At 35.5% G+C, this 17675-nt stretch carries 17 protein-coding genes; 15 read left to right on the top strand and 2 right to left on the bottom strand.

The window, feature by feature from the left end; genetic code table 11:
- The first annotated feature begins 5 nt into the window (after positions 1-5).
- The 14 genes from mgsA (at position 6) to nth (ending at position 13268) form a co-directional block, all read left to right on the top strand.
- The gene (gene mgsA, locus GGQ92_RS02005) at positions 6-398 is read left to right on the top strand and encodes a methylglyoxal synthase (protein WP_184244037.1); all 393 of its coding nucleotides are present in this window, start codon (positions 6-8) and stop codon (positions 396-398) included.
- A gap of 27 nt (positions 399-425) precedes the next feature.
- Positions 426-1559, top strand: a complete 1134-nt coding sequence (gene bshA / locus GGQ92_RS02000) for an N-acetyl-alpha-D-glucosaminyl L-malate synthase BshA (protein ID WP_184244035.1) — start codon at positions 426-428, stop codon at positions 1557-1559.
- On the top strand, positions 1552-2745 hold the full coding sequence (locus GGQ92_RS01995; protein WP_184244033.1) for a CCA tRNA nucleotidyltransferase: 1194 nt from the start codon (positions 1552-1554) through the stop codon (positions 2743-2745). The genes bshA and GGQ92_RS01995 overlap by 8 nt, the downstream gene beginning before the upstream one ends.
- Positions 2721-3689 (top strand): biotin--[acetyl-CoA-carboxylase] ligase, encoded by a 969-nt coding sequence (locus tag GGQ92_RS01990; RefSeq protein ID WP_184244031.1) that lies wholly within the window; start codon positions 2721-2723, stop codon positions 3687-3689. Before GGQ92_RS01995 ends, GGQ92_RS01990 begins: the two co-directional genes overlap by 25 nt.
- Before the next feature lie 11 nt (positions 3690-3700).
- A complete protein-coding gene (gene panB / locus GGQ92_RS01985) occupies positions 3701-4543 on the top strand; it encodes a 3-methyl-2-oxobutanoate hydroxymethyltransferase (RefSeq protein WP_184244029.1) in 843 nt (280 codons plus the stop codon).
- Complete coding sequence (gene panC, locus GGQ92_RS01980) at positions 4540-5412, top strand: pantoate--beta-alanine ligase (RefSeq protein WP_184244027.1); 873 nt, start codon at positions 4540-4542, stop codon at positions 5410-5412. Before panB ends, panC begins: the two co-directional genes overlap by 4 nt.
- An 11-nt stretch (positions 5413-5423) precedes the next feature.
- Positions 5424-5807: an aspartate 1-decarboxylase gene (gene panD, locus GGQ92_RS01975; protein WP_184244025.1), complete on the top strand. Its 384-nt coding sequence runs from the start codon at positions 5424-5426 to the stop codon at positions 5805-5807.
- Positions 5808-6207: 400 nt separating this feature from the next.
- Positions 6208-8898, top strand: a complete 2691-nt coding sequence (dinG, locus tag GGQ92_RS01970; RefSeq protein ID WP_184244023.1) for an ATP-dependent DNA helicase DinG — start codon at positions 6208-6210, stop codon at positions 8896-8898.
- Positions 8899-8973: 75 nt separating this feature from the next.
- Positions 8974-9792, top strand: coding sequence for a ComEC/Rec2 family competence protein (locus GGQ92_RS01965; protein WP_184244020.1), 819 nt, complete (start codon positions 8974-8976; stop codon positions 9790-9792).
- Positions 9793-9861: 69 nt separating this feature from the next.
- A complete protein-coding gene (locus GGQ92_RS01960; protein ID WP_184244018.1) occupies positions 9862-10035 on the top strand; it encodes a YpmA family protein in 174 nt (57 codons plus the stop codon).
- Positions 10001-10525 (top strand): hypothetical protein, encoded by a 525-nt coding sequence (locus GGQ92_RS01955; protein WP_184244016.1) that lies wholly within the window; start codon positions 10001-10003, stop codon positions 10523-10525. The genes GGQ92_RS01960 and GGQ92_RS01955 overlap by 35 nt, the downstream gene beginning before the upstream one ends.
- Before the next feature lie 19 nt (positions 10526-10544).
- Positions 10545-11726 (top strand): pyridoxal phosphate-dependent aminotransferase, encoded by a 1182-nt coding sequence (locus GGQ92_RS01950; protein WP_184244014.1) that lies wholly within the window; start codon positions 10545-10547, stop codon positions 11724-11726.
- Between the two features lie 200 nt (positions 11727-11926).
- Entirely contained in the window at positions 11927-12601 is a 675-nt protein-coding gene (locus GGQ92_RS01945; RefSeq protein ID WP_184244013.1) for a DnaD domain-containing protein, read from the top strand.
- A gap of 10 nt (positions 12602-12611) precedes the next feature.
- Positions 12612-13268 carry an endonuclease III gene (nth, locus tag GGQ92_RS01940; protein WP_184244010.1) on the top strand — a complete coding sequence of 219 codons (657 nt, stop codon included), beginning with the start codon at positions 12612-12614 and terminating at the stop codon, positions 13266-13268.
- 63 nt (positions 13269-13331) lie between these two features.
- Here the strand turns inward: nth and GGQ92_RS01935 are convergent, their stop codons facing one another.
- Together GGQ92_RS01935 and recU are read right to left on the bottom strand one after the other, a co-directional pair.
- Positions 13332-16097, bottom strand: coding sequence for a penicillin-binding protein 1A (locus GGQ92_RS01935; RefSeq protein ID WP_184244008.1), 2766 nt, complete (start codon positions 16095-16097; stop codon positions 13332-13334).
- Between the two features lie 15 nt (positions 16098-16112).
- Positions 16113-16703 (bottom strand): Holliday junction resolvase RecU, encoded by a 591-nt coding sequence (gene recU / locus GGQ92_RS01930; RefSeq protein WP_184244006.1) that lies wholly within the window; start codon positions 16701-16703, stop codon positions 16113-16115.
- Between the two features lie 781 nt (positions 16704-17484).
- Between recU and GGQ92_RS01925 the strand changes: the two genes are divergently transcribed.
- Positions 17485-17640, top strand: a complete 156-nt coding sequence (locus GGQ92_RS01925) for a hypothetical protein (RefSeq protein ID WP_184244004.1) — start codon at positions 17485-17487, stop codon at positions 17638-17640.
- The last annotated feature ends 35 nt before the right edge of the window (positions 17641-17675 follow it).

Genomic DNA, 17675 nt, shown 5'->3' with positions numbered 1-17675 from the left:
AAATAATGAAAATTGCACTTATAGCTCATGATAAGAAAAAAGATGACATGGTGAATTTTACGATCGCTTATACAAACATTCTTAAGGATCACCAATTATTTGCAACTGGTACAACAGGAAAAAGGATTGAAGAAGCTACAGGATTAGAGGTATATCGTTTTGCTTCCGGTCCATTAGGAGGAGATCAGCAAATTGGAGCAAGGATTGCTACCGATGAAATGGACCTCGTTATCTTTTTCCGAGACCCACTGACAGCACAACCACATGAACCAGATATTAGTGCGTTAATGCGTCTATGTGATGTTTATCAAATTCCATTAGTAACGAATATCGGCGGAGCAGAAGTCATGATACGTGCATTGGATTCTGGGTTCTTTGGTTGGCGACAACTTAAATAATATAACGAAAACGGGCGGGATTAATTTATGTTAAAGATAGGAATTGTTTGCTATCCTTCTGTAGGCGGATCAGGTATTGTTGCAACGGAGTTAGGGAAGATGTTAGCAAAAAAAGGACATGAGATTCACTTTATTACTTCCAGTGTACCATTTCGTTTGGATTCTTTTTATCCTAATATATATTTCCATGAAGTTGAGATGAATCATTATCCCGTCTTTCAATATCCACCGTATGATTTTACGTTAGCAAATAAAATAGCTGAAGTAATTGAGTCAGAGAAACTTGATATTATTCACGCGCATTATGCGATACCACATGCAATTTGTGCAATCTTAGCAAAACAAATTGCTAAACATCCGGTAAAAATCGTAACAACTTTACATGGTACTGATATTACTGTTTTAGGAATTGATTTATCATTAAAAAAAATAATTGAGTTCGGTATACAACAATCTGATGCTGTGACAGCAGTTTCTGAAAGTTTAGTAAATCAAACGCAAGAAATGCTTGATATACAAAAAGAAATCCAAGTAATTTATAATTTCGTTATAGAAGATGAGTACTCTAAGCCTTTTCACAATAGTTTTCGTGAAAGATACAATATCAATGCTGAAGAAAAAATTATTGTCCACATCTCTAATTTTAGAAAAGTAAAACGTGTGGAAGATGTCGTAGTGAGTTTTCAGAAAATACTAAATAAAACACCTGCTAGGCTTCTGCTCGTTGGTGATGGACCTGAATATTCGCGGATGAAAGCTTTAACGAAAGAGTTAGGAATCAATGAGAAAGTTCATTTTTTAGGGAAACAAAAAGATATTCCCATGATATTGGCAGATGCTGACCTACTGCTTTTATTATCTGAAAAGGAAAGCTTTGGACTTGTTTTACTAGAGGCAATGATAGCAGGTGTGCCATGTATAGCTACTGAGGTTGGTGGTATACCTGAGGTAATTGAGCATAATGAAACAGGTTTTATTGTCCCATTGGGTGACACAGATGCTACAGCTGAATATGCATATCAACTATTATCTAATACAAGTACATGGAAACAGTTTTCTGAGGCAGCAAATCAATCTGTCTATCGCAAATTCGCTTCTGAAAAAATCGGTTCGCAATACGAAGCACTTTATGAAAGAGTTCTAGGTGAGACAAATGATTGAATCGAGCTTTAAAAAAGCAGGTAAAATAATTGAGAAAATAGAAAAGGCTGGTTTTGAAGCATTTATTGTCGGAGGTGCGGTAAGAGATAAACTATTAAATCGAGCTGTACATGATATCGATATTGCCACATCCGCACTTCCAAATGATATTATTCGAATATTCCCTAAAACCTTTCCAACTGGCATTGAACATGGCACGGTCTTAGTAAGATATGAGCAAGAATCATTTGAGATTACTACTTTCCGAACAGAAAAAGGTTATTCAGATTACAGAAGACCAGATGAAGTACAATTTGTTACTTCTTTACGTGAAGACTTGGCAAGGCGCGATTTTACAATTAATGCGATGGCTTTTACGAAGGACCAACGTTTAATCGATCCGTTTAACGGTAAATCAGACCTTGCGCGCGGTATTATACGAACCGTTGGTGAAGCCTCGCAACGATTTAAAGAAGATGGCCTCAGAATGATGAGAGCCATTCGTTTTAGTGCGCAGTTAAACTTTCATATCGATGAATCTACATTGATTGCAATAAAACAACATGCATACCTTTTAAAGAAAATATCAGTAGAACGTTTAGCTGATGAATGGGGAAAGTTAATTGTAGCTAATGGGATGAGACAGGCTCTTCACTCTATAGAAAATACTAAGTTATCTGAGTTTTTACCCATTTTCAAGGAACATAATAATTTACTAGCATTACTATTAAACCAGAAAGAGCCTTTTATAAGCCTAGAAGAGTGCATTAGTTATATCCACCTTTCCTGTCCATCTGTAACAATCTCTGATTGGATAAGAGAGTGGAAACTGTCGAACCGTATTAAACAGGACACAAAGCATCTTGTGGTGATCTATCATCAATATGATAGAGAAAAATTAAAATGGATTGCATATCAACTCTCTCCACATTTAATTCAGTCATTCTCTTCTTTGATTAGAAGAATGGGATATTTACAAAAAGTGGACTTTTATGAACTTCAGGAATCATTACCGATACGAAACCGACGTGGACTAGTTATTAATGGTACCGACTTAATTCAACTGTTTCCGAATAAACGACCTGGAGCATGGTTGGAAGAAATGTTAGTGTTAATAGAGAAGCAGGTTGTATTAGGGAAATTAAAAAATGAGAAAAAAGTGATTGGTGAGTGGTTAATAAAATGGCATCAAAACGTGACAAGCTGATTCGGTTACTATCGAAAAATGGTGAACAATACATTTCAGGACAAGAATTATCAGAACAATTAGATATTTCGCGTACTGCTATTTGGAAGCATATAAACGAATTGAAAAAGGATGGCTATGAGTTTGATTCAGCCCCTAAAAAAGGGTATCGATTAACGCGAATACCCGAATCTTATAATGAATCGACCATTAAATGGGGATTATCCACTGAATGGTTAGGTAACGTGTTGTATTTTAAAGAATCCATTGATTCCACCCAAAATATGGCTCACGATCTAGCTAAGAAACATGCACCACATGGCACTGTAGTTATCGCGAATGAACAAACATTAGGAAGGGGACGGCTAGAAAGGCCTTTCGAATCGAATAAAGGCGGTATCTGGATGAGTGTGATTCTAAGACCTCAAATGGCTCCACATCAAGCTGCTCAAATTACGTTGTTTACGAGCGTTGTCATTGCAGAGGTTCTTTCTACATTGACAGGATTACCATTGAAAGTGAAATGGCCAAATGACTTGTACATTAATGACAAAAAGGTTTGTGGAATACTAACGGAAATGAATGGTGAATTGGATTCGATTAACTATTTAATTATAGGTATAGGAATTAACATTAACCAGAATGAAAATCAATTTTCTAGTAATCTACGAGAAAAAGCAACCTCTATTAATATAGCTTCCAATTTAACGTGGAATCGTGCTGAGATTGTCCAAGATATTTTGACAGCTTTAGAAAAAAACTATGAGCAATATATGGATACTGGTTTTCATACATATAAACAGAAATGGGCGTCAATGGCTTACAAAATGAATGAAATGATTACCATTCAAACACCACAAAAGACATATTCCGCAAAGCTTATAGGAATAGACGATAATGGTGCATTACTTATTGAACATGGAAACGAAACCGTTCCTTTATATAGTGGTGAAATAATTTGGTAAGGAGACATAACATGAAAACGATAAATGATTGGAAGAAAATGAAGCAAGCTAATGAAAAGATATCAATGGTTACAGCTTATGATTATCCTTCAGCAAAGCTTGCAGAACAGGCTGGTATCGATACTATATTAGTCGGCGATTCATTAGGGATGGTCGTACTTGGCTATGATTCAACGATAGAAGTAACTGTAGAGGATATGATTCATCACGCAAAAGCAGTAAGACGAGGCGCAAAGGATACGTTTATGGTTGTAGATATGCCTTTTATGTCCTATCATCTTTCGATCGAACAAGCGATGATTAACGCTCAAAAAATTGTACAGAAAACAAGAGCTGAGGCTCTTAAACTAGAGGGGGTAACGGATGACACCCTTCACTTAATCGAAAAATTAACCGCTGCAGGTGTACCTGTAGTTGCCCATATTGGTTTAACGCCACAGCTTGTAAATGTCTTGGGAGGATTTAGAGTACAAGGGAGAGACAAAGAAACCGCATTAAAGCTCATTAAGGATGCAAAGGCATTGGAGAAAAGTGGAGCTATCGCGATTGTTCTTGAATGTGTTCCAGACTTATTAGCTAAACACATAACCGAATCCATTTCCATACCAACGATAGGCATTGGAGCTGGAGTAGACTGTAATGGTCAGGTGCTAGTTTATCATGATCTGTTAAAATATGGATCAGACTTACAACCATCATTTGTTAAAACATATTCCAACACAGAGGAAGAGATTGTGCGTGGGTTAAAGAAATATCATGAAGAGGTAAAAGAAGCTTCGTTTCCTACATCTGACCATTCCTTTAAAATAAAAGAAGAAATAATGGATTCGATTAGGTTGGAGGACAAACAATGAAGGTAATCCGAACGGTCAAGGAAATGAGCAGTGTAACAGATGAGTTTAAGAAACGAGGACAGACAATCGGTTTCGTTCCAACTATGGGTTATTTACATGAAGGACATACTGCTCTAATCGATTATGCAAAGCAACAATGTGATATTGTCATTACAAGTATCTTTGTAAATCCATTACAATTTGGTCCAAATGAGGACTTTGATCAATATCCTCGTGATGAGGAAAGAGACACTGAACTGGCTGAAAAACACCGAGTAGATATTCTTTTTATGCCTTCAGTGGATGAAATGTATCCGGATGATACGATAGCAAAGGTAAGCATTGAAAAACGTACAAACTGCTTGTGTGGCAAAAGTAGACCAGGACATTTTGATGGAGTAGCAACGGTCCTAATGAAATTATTTCATATAACGAAAGCAGACTACGCATACTTTGGTTTAAAGGATGCACAGCAGTTTGCTATTGTTAAAGGATTTGTAAAAGATTTCAACCTACCTGTTCATGTAGTTGGAATACCAACGGTGCGTGAAAAGGACGGATTAGCTAAGAGTAGTCGGAATGTTTATCTCAATACTAATGAACGAGCAGAAGCTACTCACCTTTACCAATCATTAATTTTGGCTCAACAATTTATCATTGACGGGAATCAAAATACTGATATGATAAGAGAGAAAGTAACGAAATATTTGGAAGAACATACGTCAGGTAAAATTGATTATGTTGATATTCTTAGTTATCCGAAGCTGGAACCAATAACAACTTTCGATAACCAATTTATTATAGCAATAGCGGTCTATTTTAATGGGGCGCGTTTAATTGATAATATTATTCTTGATCCTTCAGGGAAAATGATAGAAGTGATATCTTAGGGGGAAGAAACATGTTACGAACGATGATGAAAGCGAAAATTCATCGCGCAAGGGTAACAGAAGCGAATTTAAACTATGTAGGTAGTATTACCATTGATGAAGATATTATAGAGCGAGTTGGAATCCTCCCTCATGAAAAGGTGCAAATTGTTAACAATAATAATGGAGAAAGACTAGAAACGTATGTAATACCTGGTGAAAGAGGTAGTCGTACTGTTTGTTTAAATGGTGCAGCTGCTCGTCTTGTTCAGCCCGATGATATTATTATTATTGTAAGCTATGGAATCCTGTCAGAAGAAGAATTAATAGACTTCAAGCCAAAAGTAGCAGTAATGGATGAAAATAATAACATTAAGGAAATCATTGAACAAGAACCACCTTTATCGATTTTATAGTTTCAACTAAGAGGCTGTAGCAAAAGGAGTTCCATCGTTAATTCTAATCGTAATAATTAGTAATACTGGGTCACTGTACATCACTTCTTGCATGTAACGCCTCAATTTATTTTAAGACGCTTTGTTACGTTTAAAATAATTTAGGACAGTATATTAATGCAGAAGTCTTGTACTTGGCTCAGTTTTTGAATTCTCGTTTTTTAATATTTCGTTCCGTTTATTTAGCTTTTGATATCCGCCAGCTTGTCTTTTATAGTCTACGTCATTTATGTGGATTGTGATAGATCGTTCACCATTCTTGCGCAATTGCATGTACGTGTATAAGATGAGAGTAATAGGATTATTATGAGTATAAACATTCGTTCCAGAATAGTTGATATATTTAATGGGGTTGATTTTTTTGACACGTATTGCAGTTATTGACATTGAAACTACTGGCCAGTCAGCAACAAGAGGGGACAAGATAATTGAGATAGGTATTGTCCTAATTGAAAACAATAAAATAATAGGAACATATAGCCAATATGTAAATCCAGGTAAGTTAATACCGCCATTTATAACACAATTAACTTCTATTACGAATGAGGATGTATTGGATCAACCTACATTTAAAGAAGTCGCACCAAAAGTTATGGAGATTATTGAAGGAACAGTCCTTGTTGCTCACAATGTGTTATTTGATATCCCTTTTTTACGAACGGAGCTTGACTATGCTGGTTATTCATTAGGACGGAAACCAATGATTGATACTGTAGAGCTTTCACGTATTTTATTACCCCAAGCACCAGGATATAAGTTAACAGAGCTAAGCCAGTACTTGCATTTAGAACATTCTCAACCACATCGTGCAATTTCTGATGCTATTGTAACCGCGCATCTATTCCTTCATTTAAAAGATAAATTGAATAGACTACCGAATCAGACGATTCAACAGCTGGAAGAATTATTTGGAGGACTTAAAACAGATTTTGCTACATTAAGAAGAATGCTCCAACCAAAACAGAAGCGACAGGATCTTTTTTACTATAATGGTTTTTATTTAAAACGCGAATCTGATAAAACGAACACGTTTCATTCTATAAATATGGGTTCCTACCAAGAGTTTATAGATGCCTTTTATGGTCACGGGAAAATATTATCTACTATCTATAACGATTATGAAGAACGTGAAAGTCAGCAAAAAATTAGCGAAACAATATTTAATCAATTTAGAAGTAAGAGACATGCGATGATTGAAGCAGACACTGGGTCTGGGAAGACTATGGCGTATTTAATACCTGTTATGTATGAAAGCATTAAGTATGGGGATAGAGTGGTTATTAGCACCTCAACGACTAATTTACAAACACAATTGCTACATGACGAAATTAGGAAACTCCAACCTTTTCTGCCTAAGCCAATTCGCGTAACAATTGTGAAAGGAAAAAATCATTTCCTAAGTCTAGCAAAATTTTATAGTTATTTTAATGATAAAGATGCAAATAATGAATATGATTGTATTCTTAAAGGAAAAATACTAGTTTGGTTAACAGAAACGAAGACTGGTGATATTGATGACATTGCACTACATAGACAAGATAACCCAGTTTTTCAAAATTTACTTGTCGGTAGTGAATTACGTGAAAATCGAAGCTTTAAGAGTATCTGTTTCTATGAACGGATGAAGCAACGAGCTGCTGAATCTCAACTCATTATTACAAATCATGCTGTTGTTGCATTAGATTTATTGAAAAAGGAACAAATGTTACCTCCTTATAAAAAAATAATAATGGATGAAGCACATCATATAGAAACAGCAGTTACAAAACATATGGGAGAAACTATCTCCTATGTGCAATTCGCGATACTTTATAACCAAATTGAGAAACAAATACTGTCTCAATCCGATTTAAAGCTTCAACATCATTTAGAAGAGTTAAAGTATGAAACAGATCGATTATTCCGTTTCTTATTTACTTTTGTGAAAGAAAATAACCGCTTGAAGCAGCAGACGAATGATGTTGGTAGGTTGCAATTTATGTTAGAAGATTATTCCATGTCATTAAGAGACGATCTAAGAGAAATAATCGATCGTTTAAAAGCTATGTGTAAAGTGTTTCATTACGAATTAAAGGATCCTACCGAAACATTTCTATCATCTGAATTGCTACAACTTGAGGCTTATATTCAAGAATTAAGAGAAATATTACTTGACCCTAAAGATGAAGATGTATCGTGGATTGAAATCGATAAAAACGGTGCGGAAAATGCTGTTTATCTTTATAGAGAACCGATCAATGCTGGAAAAACGTATGTCCGGGCACTTCTAGAAGAGAAAAATACAGTTGTTTTAATTAGTGCAGCATTTACTATTAATCATGATTTTGACTACATGCGGAAAAAATTAGAATTATCAGACGATACTATTGACTTTTATCAATTTCCATACAATTATCCATATGGGGAAAATATTCAATTAATGATTCCAAATGACTTACCAGCGATTCAATATCCTTCAAATGATGAGTTTACGTATGCTATTACAGAAGCATTACTTTCTCTTGCTACAGCTAAAGTTCATAAAAAAATACTTGTTTTGTTTACATCCTACGATATGCTAAAGAAATGCTATTACCTGCTAAAAGAAACTGAGCTTGGCTCTGATTACGTCATGATTGGACAAGGTATTACAAGTGGCAGTAGGAACAGACTTATAAAACAGTTCCAATCATTTGAACGAGCTATTTTATTTGGTACCAATGCATTTTGGGAAGGGATTGACTTACCAGGAGAGGATTTAACTTGCTTAGTTATTGTGAAATTACCATTTCAATCACCTAGTCAACCACTGTTCAAGAAAAAGTCCGTACAAGCTAAACTTGAAGGAAAGAGCCCTTTTATGGAATTCTCTTTACCAGAAGCTGTACTACAGTTTCGTCAAGGATTTGGAAGACTTATACGAAAAAAAACGGATCATGGAATCATCTTTGTTATGGATGACAGGCTAATGACAAAATCGTACGGTAAATACTTCCTAAATTCTATACCTAAGGTAAATATCCAATATGATTCGCTTAATCAACTAATCGATAAAGCCAATAACTGGCTGTGATATTTTGTTTCCTTTTTAGCCATTCTAACGATAGGAAGAAATGAATGTCGAAAACTTTAGAAGGTTGGGAAGGAATTGACTTATTTGATTAAGTACCTGTTATTTATCCCTGCATGTGCACTTTTGCTTATTTCTGTGCCGACTTGGAATTTCTCGGATAATTATATAGATGTTATTTTTCTCAACATTCCTAATGGAGAAGCTACGGCTATTGTGGATTATGAGGATCAACAGGCAATTCTGATTAATACAGGCGCACCGTCGAGTCGTGATAAACTGTTAGAACATCTCGATCGATTATCGATAAAAAAACTTGACGCAATCTTTATTACAAACAAAGATGAGGAATACACAGGGAATTTGGAGTATCTCGTCAACAATTATTCCGGCGTCGATGTCTACGGGCCATCAAGTTTAAATACAATGGACTTACCAAATCTAAACCAATGGAATGATGTAAATAAAGATCTTGAATGGGGAGATTTAAGTTTTCGTATCGTGGACATATCTGCGAGAGGGAATATATCTTTTATCGCCCAATTTGGGGACGAGAATGTATTTTTCTTAAACGATGGTCAAGAGGATATTGATAATAATTTTATTCAAACTGTAGATATAGATATAATAAAAATTGCTGAATTTGCTAGCGGAGTAACTCCATCTGACCAAATACTTGCTGTGATGGATCCGTATGTTAGTATTGTATTTACAAGTAAAAGTCACCAAATAAATAATGATTTAATTAAATTATTGAACTCTAGATGGATTGACGTTTACTTTGTTCATAAAACAGGCAGTATTTATATTCGCTTTACGAAAGATGACTATGAAATACTTTCTAAAAATCAATCTGTGTTTAGGTATAAAGATATTTATGATAAAAAATTGGAATAATAGTTGAAAAATCAGTGCAAGTCTAGCAAAATAAGAAAAGAGACACCGATATAGGGAGAGGTAGTATAAATGAACAATTCAAAAATTACCACCCTGTCTACAGTCGAAGTCAAATATTCAGATGACTTATATAAAATTGTTGACAGTTTGAACCGTACATTAAAAAATGAAAATCTAATGTTCGGTTTGTCATTAAATGAGGGTGACGATGATAAAGCAATTTTCTCTATTTACCGAACATAAAAAAATCTTTATAACCGTAAGTGTTAGTCTAGTATTTATCTTGTTATTTATTTACGCAATAACGATTTATCAAGAAGTTATGGGTTCGAAGGGAGAGCAATTTGATGATGTAATTGCTTATATTGAAGAAATGGAACCAAATGCTGATATAATAGAAGTTAATAGATATCATGGCGATCAATTGTATTATATAATAGAGGCTATAAAGAGTGAAGAAAGTTATTATTATATAGTTGCTCCGGATGACGATAATTGGGAGATGTATACATTCCATACGAATGAGTTACATAGCAGAGAAGAGGCAATGGATGAATGGAAGAGTAGATGTAATGGATGCCAATATCTCCATGATGAGATAGGGGTAGATAATGGTTATATCGTGCTCGAAGTAAATTATAAAAATACGGAGCAACAATATGTAATGGAACATATTCTTTTAGAGGATTTGTCACATTATAAACTTACGTTAAAACGTTCTTTGGAACATTAGAAAGGTGAGAATAATTAGGATGAATTTAGCACAGAGAGTTCAAACTTTAACACCATCTACAACATTGGCGATCACAGCAAAAGCTAAGGAGTTAAAACAGGCAGGTCATGACGTAATCGGACTAGGAGCTGGAGAGCCTGATTTTAATACACCAGATCATATTTTAAATGCAGCCTCCAAATCGATGTATGATGGATTCACGAAATATACTCCTTCTGGGGGAACACTTGAACTTAAAAAAGCAATTCAAGCGAAAATGAGACAAGATCAGGGACTCACGTATGATATGGGAGAAATTATTGTAACTATTGGTGCAAAGCATGCTCTTTATACGTTATTTCAGGTTTTATTAGATAAAGGGGACGAGGTAATAGTTCCAGCTCCATTTTGGGTAAGTTACCCAGAACAAATCAAACTTGCAGAAGGTAACCCAGTCATCGTAAATGCAAAGGAAGAAAATGATTTTAAGCTAACACCAGAAGACTTAAAAGCTGCTATTACGGAGAAAACAAAAGCGGTAATTATTAACTCACCAAGTAACCCAACTGGTGTAATGTATGAAAAAGAAGAATTAAAGGCTTTGGGAGATATTTGCTTAGAGAATAATATCCTTATTGTCTCAGATGAAATTTATGAAAAGTTAATTTATGCAGATACAGACCATTATTCCATTGCTCAGCTGTCAGATGAGTTGAAAGAACAGACAGTTATTATCAATGGTGTCTCAAAATCTCATTCTATGACTGGTTGGAGAATTGGTTACGCACTTGGTAATGAAACAATCATAAAAGCGATGACAAATCTTGCTTCCCATTCAACATCTAATCCTACATCTATTGCACAGGTAGCGGCAGAAGCGGCTTATACTGGTAATCAAGAAGAAGTAGAAAAAATGAGAGTTGCTTTTAGCGAACGATTAGAAAAGCTATATGATTGGATAACAGCAATACCTGGAATTGAGTGTGTAAAACCTAAAGGAGCGTTTTATTTATTCCCCAACGTGAAAAAAGCAGCTACGATGAATGGCTTTGATTCAGTAGACGATTGGGTTGCAGCTTTACTAGAAGAAGAAAAAGTTGCTCTCGTGCCTGGCTCAGGATTTGGTGCTCCTGATAACGTTCGATTATCCTATGCAATTTCTATCGAGCAGTTAGAGGAAGCAGCAAAACGAATCAGACGGTTTGTAGAAACTCACCAATAAACACTGGTAAATTATATAGAGAAACAGGGCTGTCCAAAATTGTTGCCAAACTTTTTTAGGCAGTCCTCTTTTTGCTTAAACTCTCGTTAATTGTACGTAAATTGATTAATAAAATGGACAGTCGAGAAGAAATGTCGATTTTTGTCTTATTCAACCGAAAATACGTTTAAATAAAATGTATGTAATAAGGTGGCAGTAAAATGACTGAAATAAAACTAGACACGCTATTAGCTAATATGATTAATCTTCCCAAAAAACTACTAACAGATTATAAAAAGATTGGTTTAAATGAACAACAACTAGCTATTCTGTTGCAGATCCAAGTTGCTAAGTATTCCGACGTGTATTTTCCTACACCGGAAGAACTGGCAAACCATGTAACCATGTCGAAAGATGAATGCTCCATGATTTTGCAGACATTAATACAACATGGCTATCTAGAGATTATTGATGAAGAGGATAGGGGAATTCGAAAGGAGATCTATTCACTAGAACCTTTATGGAATAAGCTTTTAAACGAACCAAAAGATGAAGCAAAAGAGATTAAACAGGACTTCGGGGAGTTATTTCAACGTTTTGAAACGGAATTCGGTCGTCCATTATCTCCTTTTGAAATCGAACTTATCAACCAGTGGATAGATGAAGATCAAAATGATGTTGCTATCATATTAGCCGCACTAAGAGAAGCAGTGCTAATGAGTAAATTAAATTTTAAGTATATTGATCGAATTTTAAGTGAGTGGAGAAGAAAGGGAATAAAAACAGAAGAACAAGCAAAGGAAACGAGTAGAGGATTTCATAAAGTCGAGAATAAGCCAGCAAACAAGCAGAACTCATATGATAAATCCTTATACTATAATTGGTTAGAAGAATAGGGGAATAGGAATGCTTACAAAGAAGGATATTCGATTTGCTTTAGACGAAATAGGAAAAATGTATCCTGATGCACATTGTGAATTAACACATGAAAATCCGTTTGAATTATTAATTGCAGTTGTTTTATCTGCTCAGTGTACAGATGCATTAGTGAACAAGGTGACGAAGGATTTATTCCAAAAATATAAGAATCCGGAAGACTATTTAAATGTACCGCTCGAAGAATTACAAAATGATATTAAGTCTATCGGTTTATATCGTAATAAATCAAAAAACATTAGAAAATTATGCGAAACTTTAATTGAGCAATATGGCGGGGAAGTACCCTCCACTAAGGCAGAATTAGAAAAATTAGCTGGTGTTGGCAGAAAAACAGCAAATGTTGTAGCGTCTGTAGCTTTCGGAGAGCCAGCTATAGCTGTTGATACCCATGTAGAACGTGTATCAAAAAGGTTAGGTATTTGTCGTTGGAAAGATAGTGTACTGGAAGTGGAAAAGACGTTAATGAAGAAGATCCCTCGAGATGAATGGAGTCAAACTCATCATCGGCTGATTTTCTTTGGAAGGTATCACTGTAAGGCTAGAAGCCCTGAATGTGAAGTATGTCCACTGTTAGATATTTGTCGTGAAGGCCAAAAAAGAATGAAAGCAAAAGCACGAGCATAGTAGAAAAAAAGACTGCTATTCCATTTATATAAAGGAATAAGCAGTCTTTTTAATGGGTATTAATTACTCTTCTTGTTCATCTTGTTCTTGTGAAGCATTGTTTCCGTTATTCTGGTTATTTTGGTTATTTTCTTCCTCATTCTGTTCATTTTCTTCAGCTTCATCCGGATCTTCTTCGTTATCTTCTGGTGGTGGCGCCTGATTATTTTCTTCCTCTTTTGATAAGCCATGTGTTGAGATCTGGACTGAATTTGAAGGACCTCTCAATGATGGTTCTTTCAGTACCGGTGTAACAGTGACAGTGTACGTTTTCTCCGGTTGTAATTGTGTTAAATTCAGTTGATTTTTATTTGTTGTGAGATTCTCAATTGTTGAACCATCCATTTGGACGCTCACTTCAAATTCTACTGGATACTCACTAGAATATTGCCAGCTGACAAGTGCCTTTAAGGCATTTGGATTTAGTTCTTGACTTAATTGAGTTACCGCTTCTAGACTATCTGGTTGATCTGATTCAATTTCCACCGAAGTTGACGCAGGTTCACTTTCTAATTCTTCTGTAAAGGCGATAACTTGGATAAAGTAACTAGATCCTTTTTCGACACTTTCAATTGTCACATTAGTTGAATCTGTCGTCGTTAGTTCTCGTAAATTATCTTGAGATGTACCAACGGAAACTTTAAATTCAGCATCCTCATTGTCATGATCCCATGTTACATCTATACTTTCCGAATCTTCATTATATGTCGCTGATAGATTAGTAACAGCCTCCAACTCATCAAACGTTTCAGATACTTTACTTGGTTCTGTACCTTTAACAAATAGCTCTGTAATAATGTTAGAGGAAGGAGTATAGTCACTTGGAAGCTTAGGAGGATTGGTTCCTTTTTCCACCTTCACTTCGACAACAGAACTAGGTTTTTCAAAATCCTTTGTTTCTACGCCTTCGGAAATATATGTCATTGTTTCTCGATATAATTGTCTGGCTATGCCTTTTACATCCTTATCCAACACTTCTGTTGCTTTATCGTGGCCAGTCCATACAGAGATTGTATAGTTGGTTGTGTAACCAACAAACCATACATCCGGATTCCCACCACCAAGTTTTTCATCAAGATTTGTTGTACCGGTCTTTCCTGCCATAGGTAATCCACTTATATTCGCACTTTTACCCGTACCACTTTGGACTACAGATTTTAACATATCTGTTACCATATAAGCTGTATAATCTTCCATAGCTATTTCTGCTTTTGATTTAAATTCTTCCACTTTTCCATTAGGATATTCTATTTTAGTAACCGCATATGGTTCGTGATATACTCCACCATTTCCAAATGCTGCATATGCACCAGCCATTTCTAACGGTGTAGCAGTGGACGCTGTACCACCGATTGCATCTCCAATTGTTAATGAATCTTCATGGAAGGAGAGTCCAAGACCTTTCGCAAATTCTTTAGCGTTCTCATAACCAACTTCCTCCATAAGTTTTACCGTCGGCACATTTAGGGAACGGGTAAGAGCTTCACGAGCAGTTACCCAACCACTATAGTTTCGGCCTGCGTTTCTTATAACATCGTCTGTACCTTTAATAGGATATGGCTTATCATCTAACAACTGATGATACGTAGACATTTTCATATGTTCTACTGCAGGACCATAAACAGTTAGAGGCTTAATGGTGGAACCTGGCTGTCTGCCATCCCCATGTATCGCGTAGTTCCATCCATTGGAGTCTCTATTTCGTCCTGGTCCAACCGCACGAATGGCACCTGTTTGCGTATCTACAACCGTTAATCCAACTTGCATTTCCGGATCACTACTGTAATTAATCGGATTACTCTCATCATCACTCAATAGGAATTCGACATGTTCTTGTGCTTTAGGGTCTATCGTTGTATGAATTTTCAAACTGTCTTCATATATATTTAAACCTGTTTTTTCTTCTATTTCTTCCTCTACTTGTTGGATAAAGCCTTCATACTTCACATAATCTTTTCGCTTTGTTGTTAAGAGGGAAGTAACATCAACCTCTAAAGCTTCATCCGCTTCTGCTTGTGAAATTTTATTATGTCTGACCATTAAATTTAGTACGGTTTCCATTCTTTCCTTAGCTAAATCGGGATTAACGAATGGATCATATGCACTTGGACGCTGAGGTAAACCTGCGAGCAAGGCTGCCTCTGGTAATGTCAAATCATTTAAATCTGTTTTACCAAAGTAAACTTCAGCTGCTGTTGCGGCACCATAAGCACCTGCGCCATAGTAAATCTTGTTTACATACATTTCAAAAATTTCTTCTTTAGAATACTTTTGTTCGAGTTTTAATGATAACCATTGTTCTTGTACTTTACGCTTCATCGTTTTATCGTCGGATAAGAAGGAGCCTTTTACTACTTGTTGTGTTATCGTACTAGCACCTTGAGAACCAAATCCATCACTGAAGTTCGCTAACACAGCAGCACCAATTCGTCGGAAATCAATTCCTATATGGTTAAAAAATCGCACATCTTCTGTAGCTAATATTGCATCTTCTAATATATCCGGAATATCGTTGTAGCTAATTTTGGAACGTTTTTCTACCCCTAGATCAGCAAAAATATCTCCATTTATATCTAGTAATTTAGTAGAAGCAGGATCTGCTAATAATTCTTCATCTAGGTCTGGAGCTGTCACAACATAATATCCAAATACGGATCCAACACCAAGACCTATAAGTAAAATGGCTATAAGTGCGATCCGGAAAATACGTTTCCATAAAGGTTTATTTTTACTTTTTTGCTTTTGTGCCTGTTTTCTTCTTGCTTTTCTTGATGATTGTTCGTTCGCCATCATCATTCCTCCGTTCTAGACAAAATACTGATTCATTGCGGATAAATAATCCACCCTTGCTTGATATTGAATCGGTATTAAAATGCCTTCTTCTTTCACATTTTCATAGCTTATTGATTTTCTTCCACCGTTTTCCTTCTGTTGCCAATGAAAAAATAAGCGTTCAGCAGGAAAAAAGTATGTTTCGTTATGATAGGTAAAACGAATGATTAAAAAACTTAGTCCTTGTTGTGCAGTCACTTGTTTCATATGGTAAATTTGGTGTTCGTGTATATTATTCAGTGGAAAGGAAGTTTTATTTGATGTTTCTTTTGCTTCAAAGTCAATATATTTTCCATTATAAACTCCATTATAGTCTGTCGTCGACGGCTGCTTAAAATAGGCTTCTTTTATGACTGCAGCACTTCTACTAGGATAGTCGACCTTCACAATTTGTACAGGTGTCGGTTTTTTGTGGATGACTGCTTTATTCGTAGCTAAATAAAAATCATTTGTCTCATTAATATCTTCCTCTAATGTCATACCACGGTTACCATAACGAATTGGTGCCTTTCGATTGCTTTGAGTCAGACTACTCCTCTTTTGCCTACCGTTTGGATAGCGCATGATATTACCTCCAATTATTTCACCATTGATGCATGAGAATTATATAGTGAAATGCTAGGTTTATCATACGTCACCTCACCAATAAGTTCAATAAAGAAAACTTAGCTAGTATCAAGCCGAAGGCGCAGGTAATAGCTTTAGTTGCCCTTATACTTTGAACATAAAATTTCATCTTCGTCGATCAATCATCTCGCAAGAAATTGATTTGGACCAAAGTGAAAAGAAAACTTAGCTAGTACCAAGCCGAAGGCGCAGGTGCAAGTAATAAATAGCCTAGCCTCTTGTTTATTAATAAACGGAAGTGCAAGAGTAGTCACTAACTGTTATACCACAAGAAGACAAACTATAGTCTAATATTCGAATATCATCTTGATTTTTCTGTCGGTCTTTTCATTATTTACATATTTTCTAAGATTCATACACATAATGCTTATTAATAAGAAAGGTCGTTCATGCAATATACGCATCAACGACCTAATGAAAGATAGTTATACAGATGGTTTATTTGGGCCTTTTAATTTTTTATCATTTTGTGTGGGAATGGATTCATCTTCTCTTTTATTATGATTTTTTTGTTTACGTTGTTCTTTTGACATATCCTTTGACATGATTAATCAACCCTCCTCTTAAAAACAGTATTTCACACATTGTTAATATCATGCACTCTTACATGAAAAATATAGGATTCTTTGTCGCCCTGTTTCTAGTTTTGTCAGTCATGAAGGATTTAACGATAAAAAAAGGAATAAGAGAAGTAGTAGTAAAATTGGAGGGATTTATTATGACCGTTACTAAAAAAGAATTAGAAAGCAAATTACAAAATTTAATGAATATAGTGGATGAAATGGAGGTTCGTTGGAATTTCCGACACGCCGACATGCAGATCGATAATAAATGGCAAGTAAACCATGTTACGCTGAAAGAAGATATATCTTAATCATTCCTATTCGAAAAATATTGAGCAAAGTGATA

This window comes from Gracilibacillus halotolerans (assembly GCF_014206945.1).
Lineage (GTDB): Bacteria > Bacillota > Bacilli > Bacillales > Amphibacillaceae > Gracilibacillus > Gracilibacillus halotolerans.
Note: the sequence above shows the minus strand (reverse complement) of the source record. Positions and strands in the feature narration are given on the sequence as shown.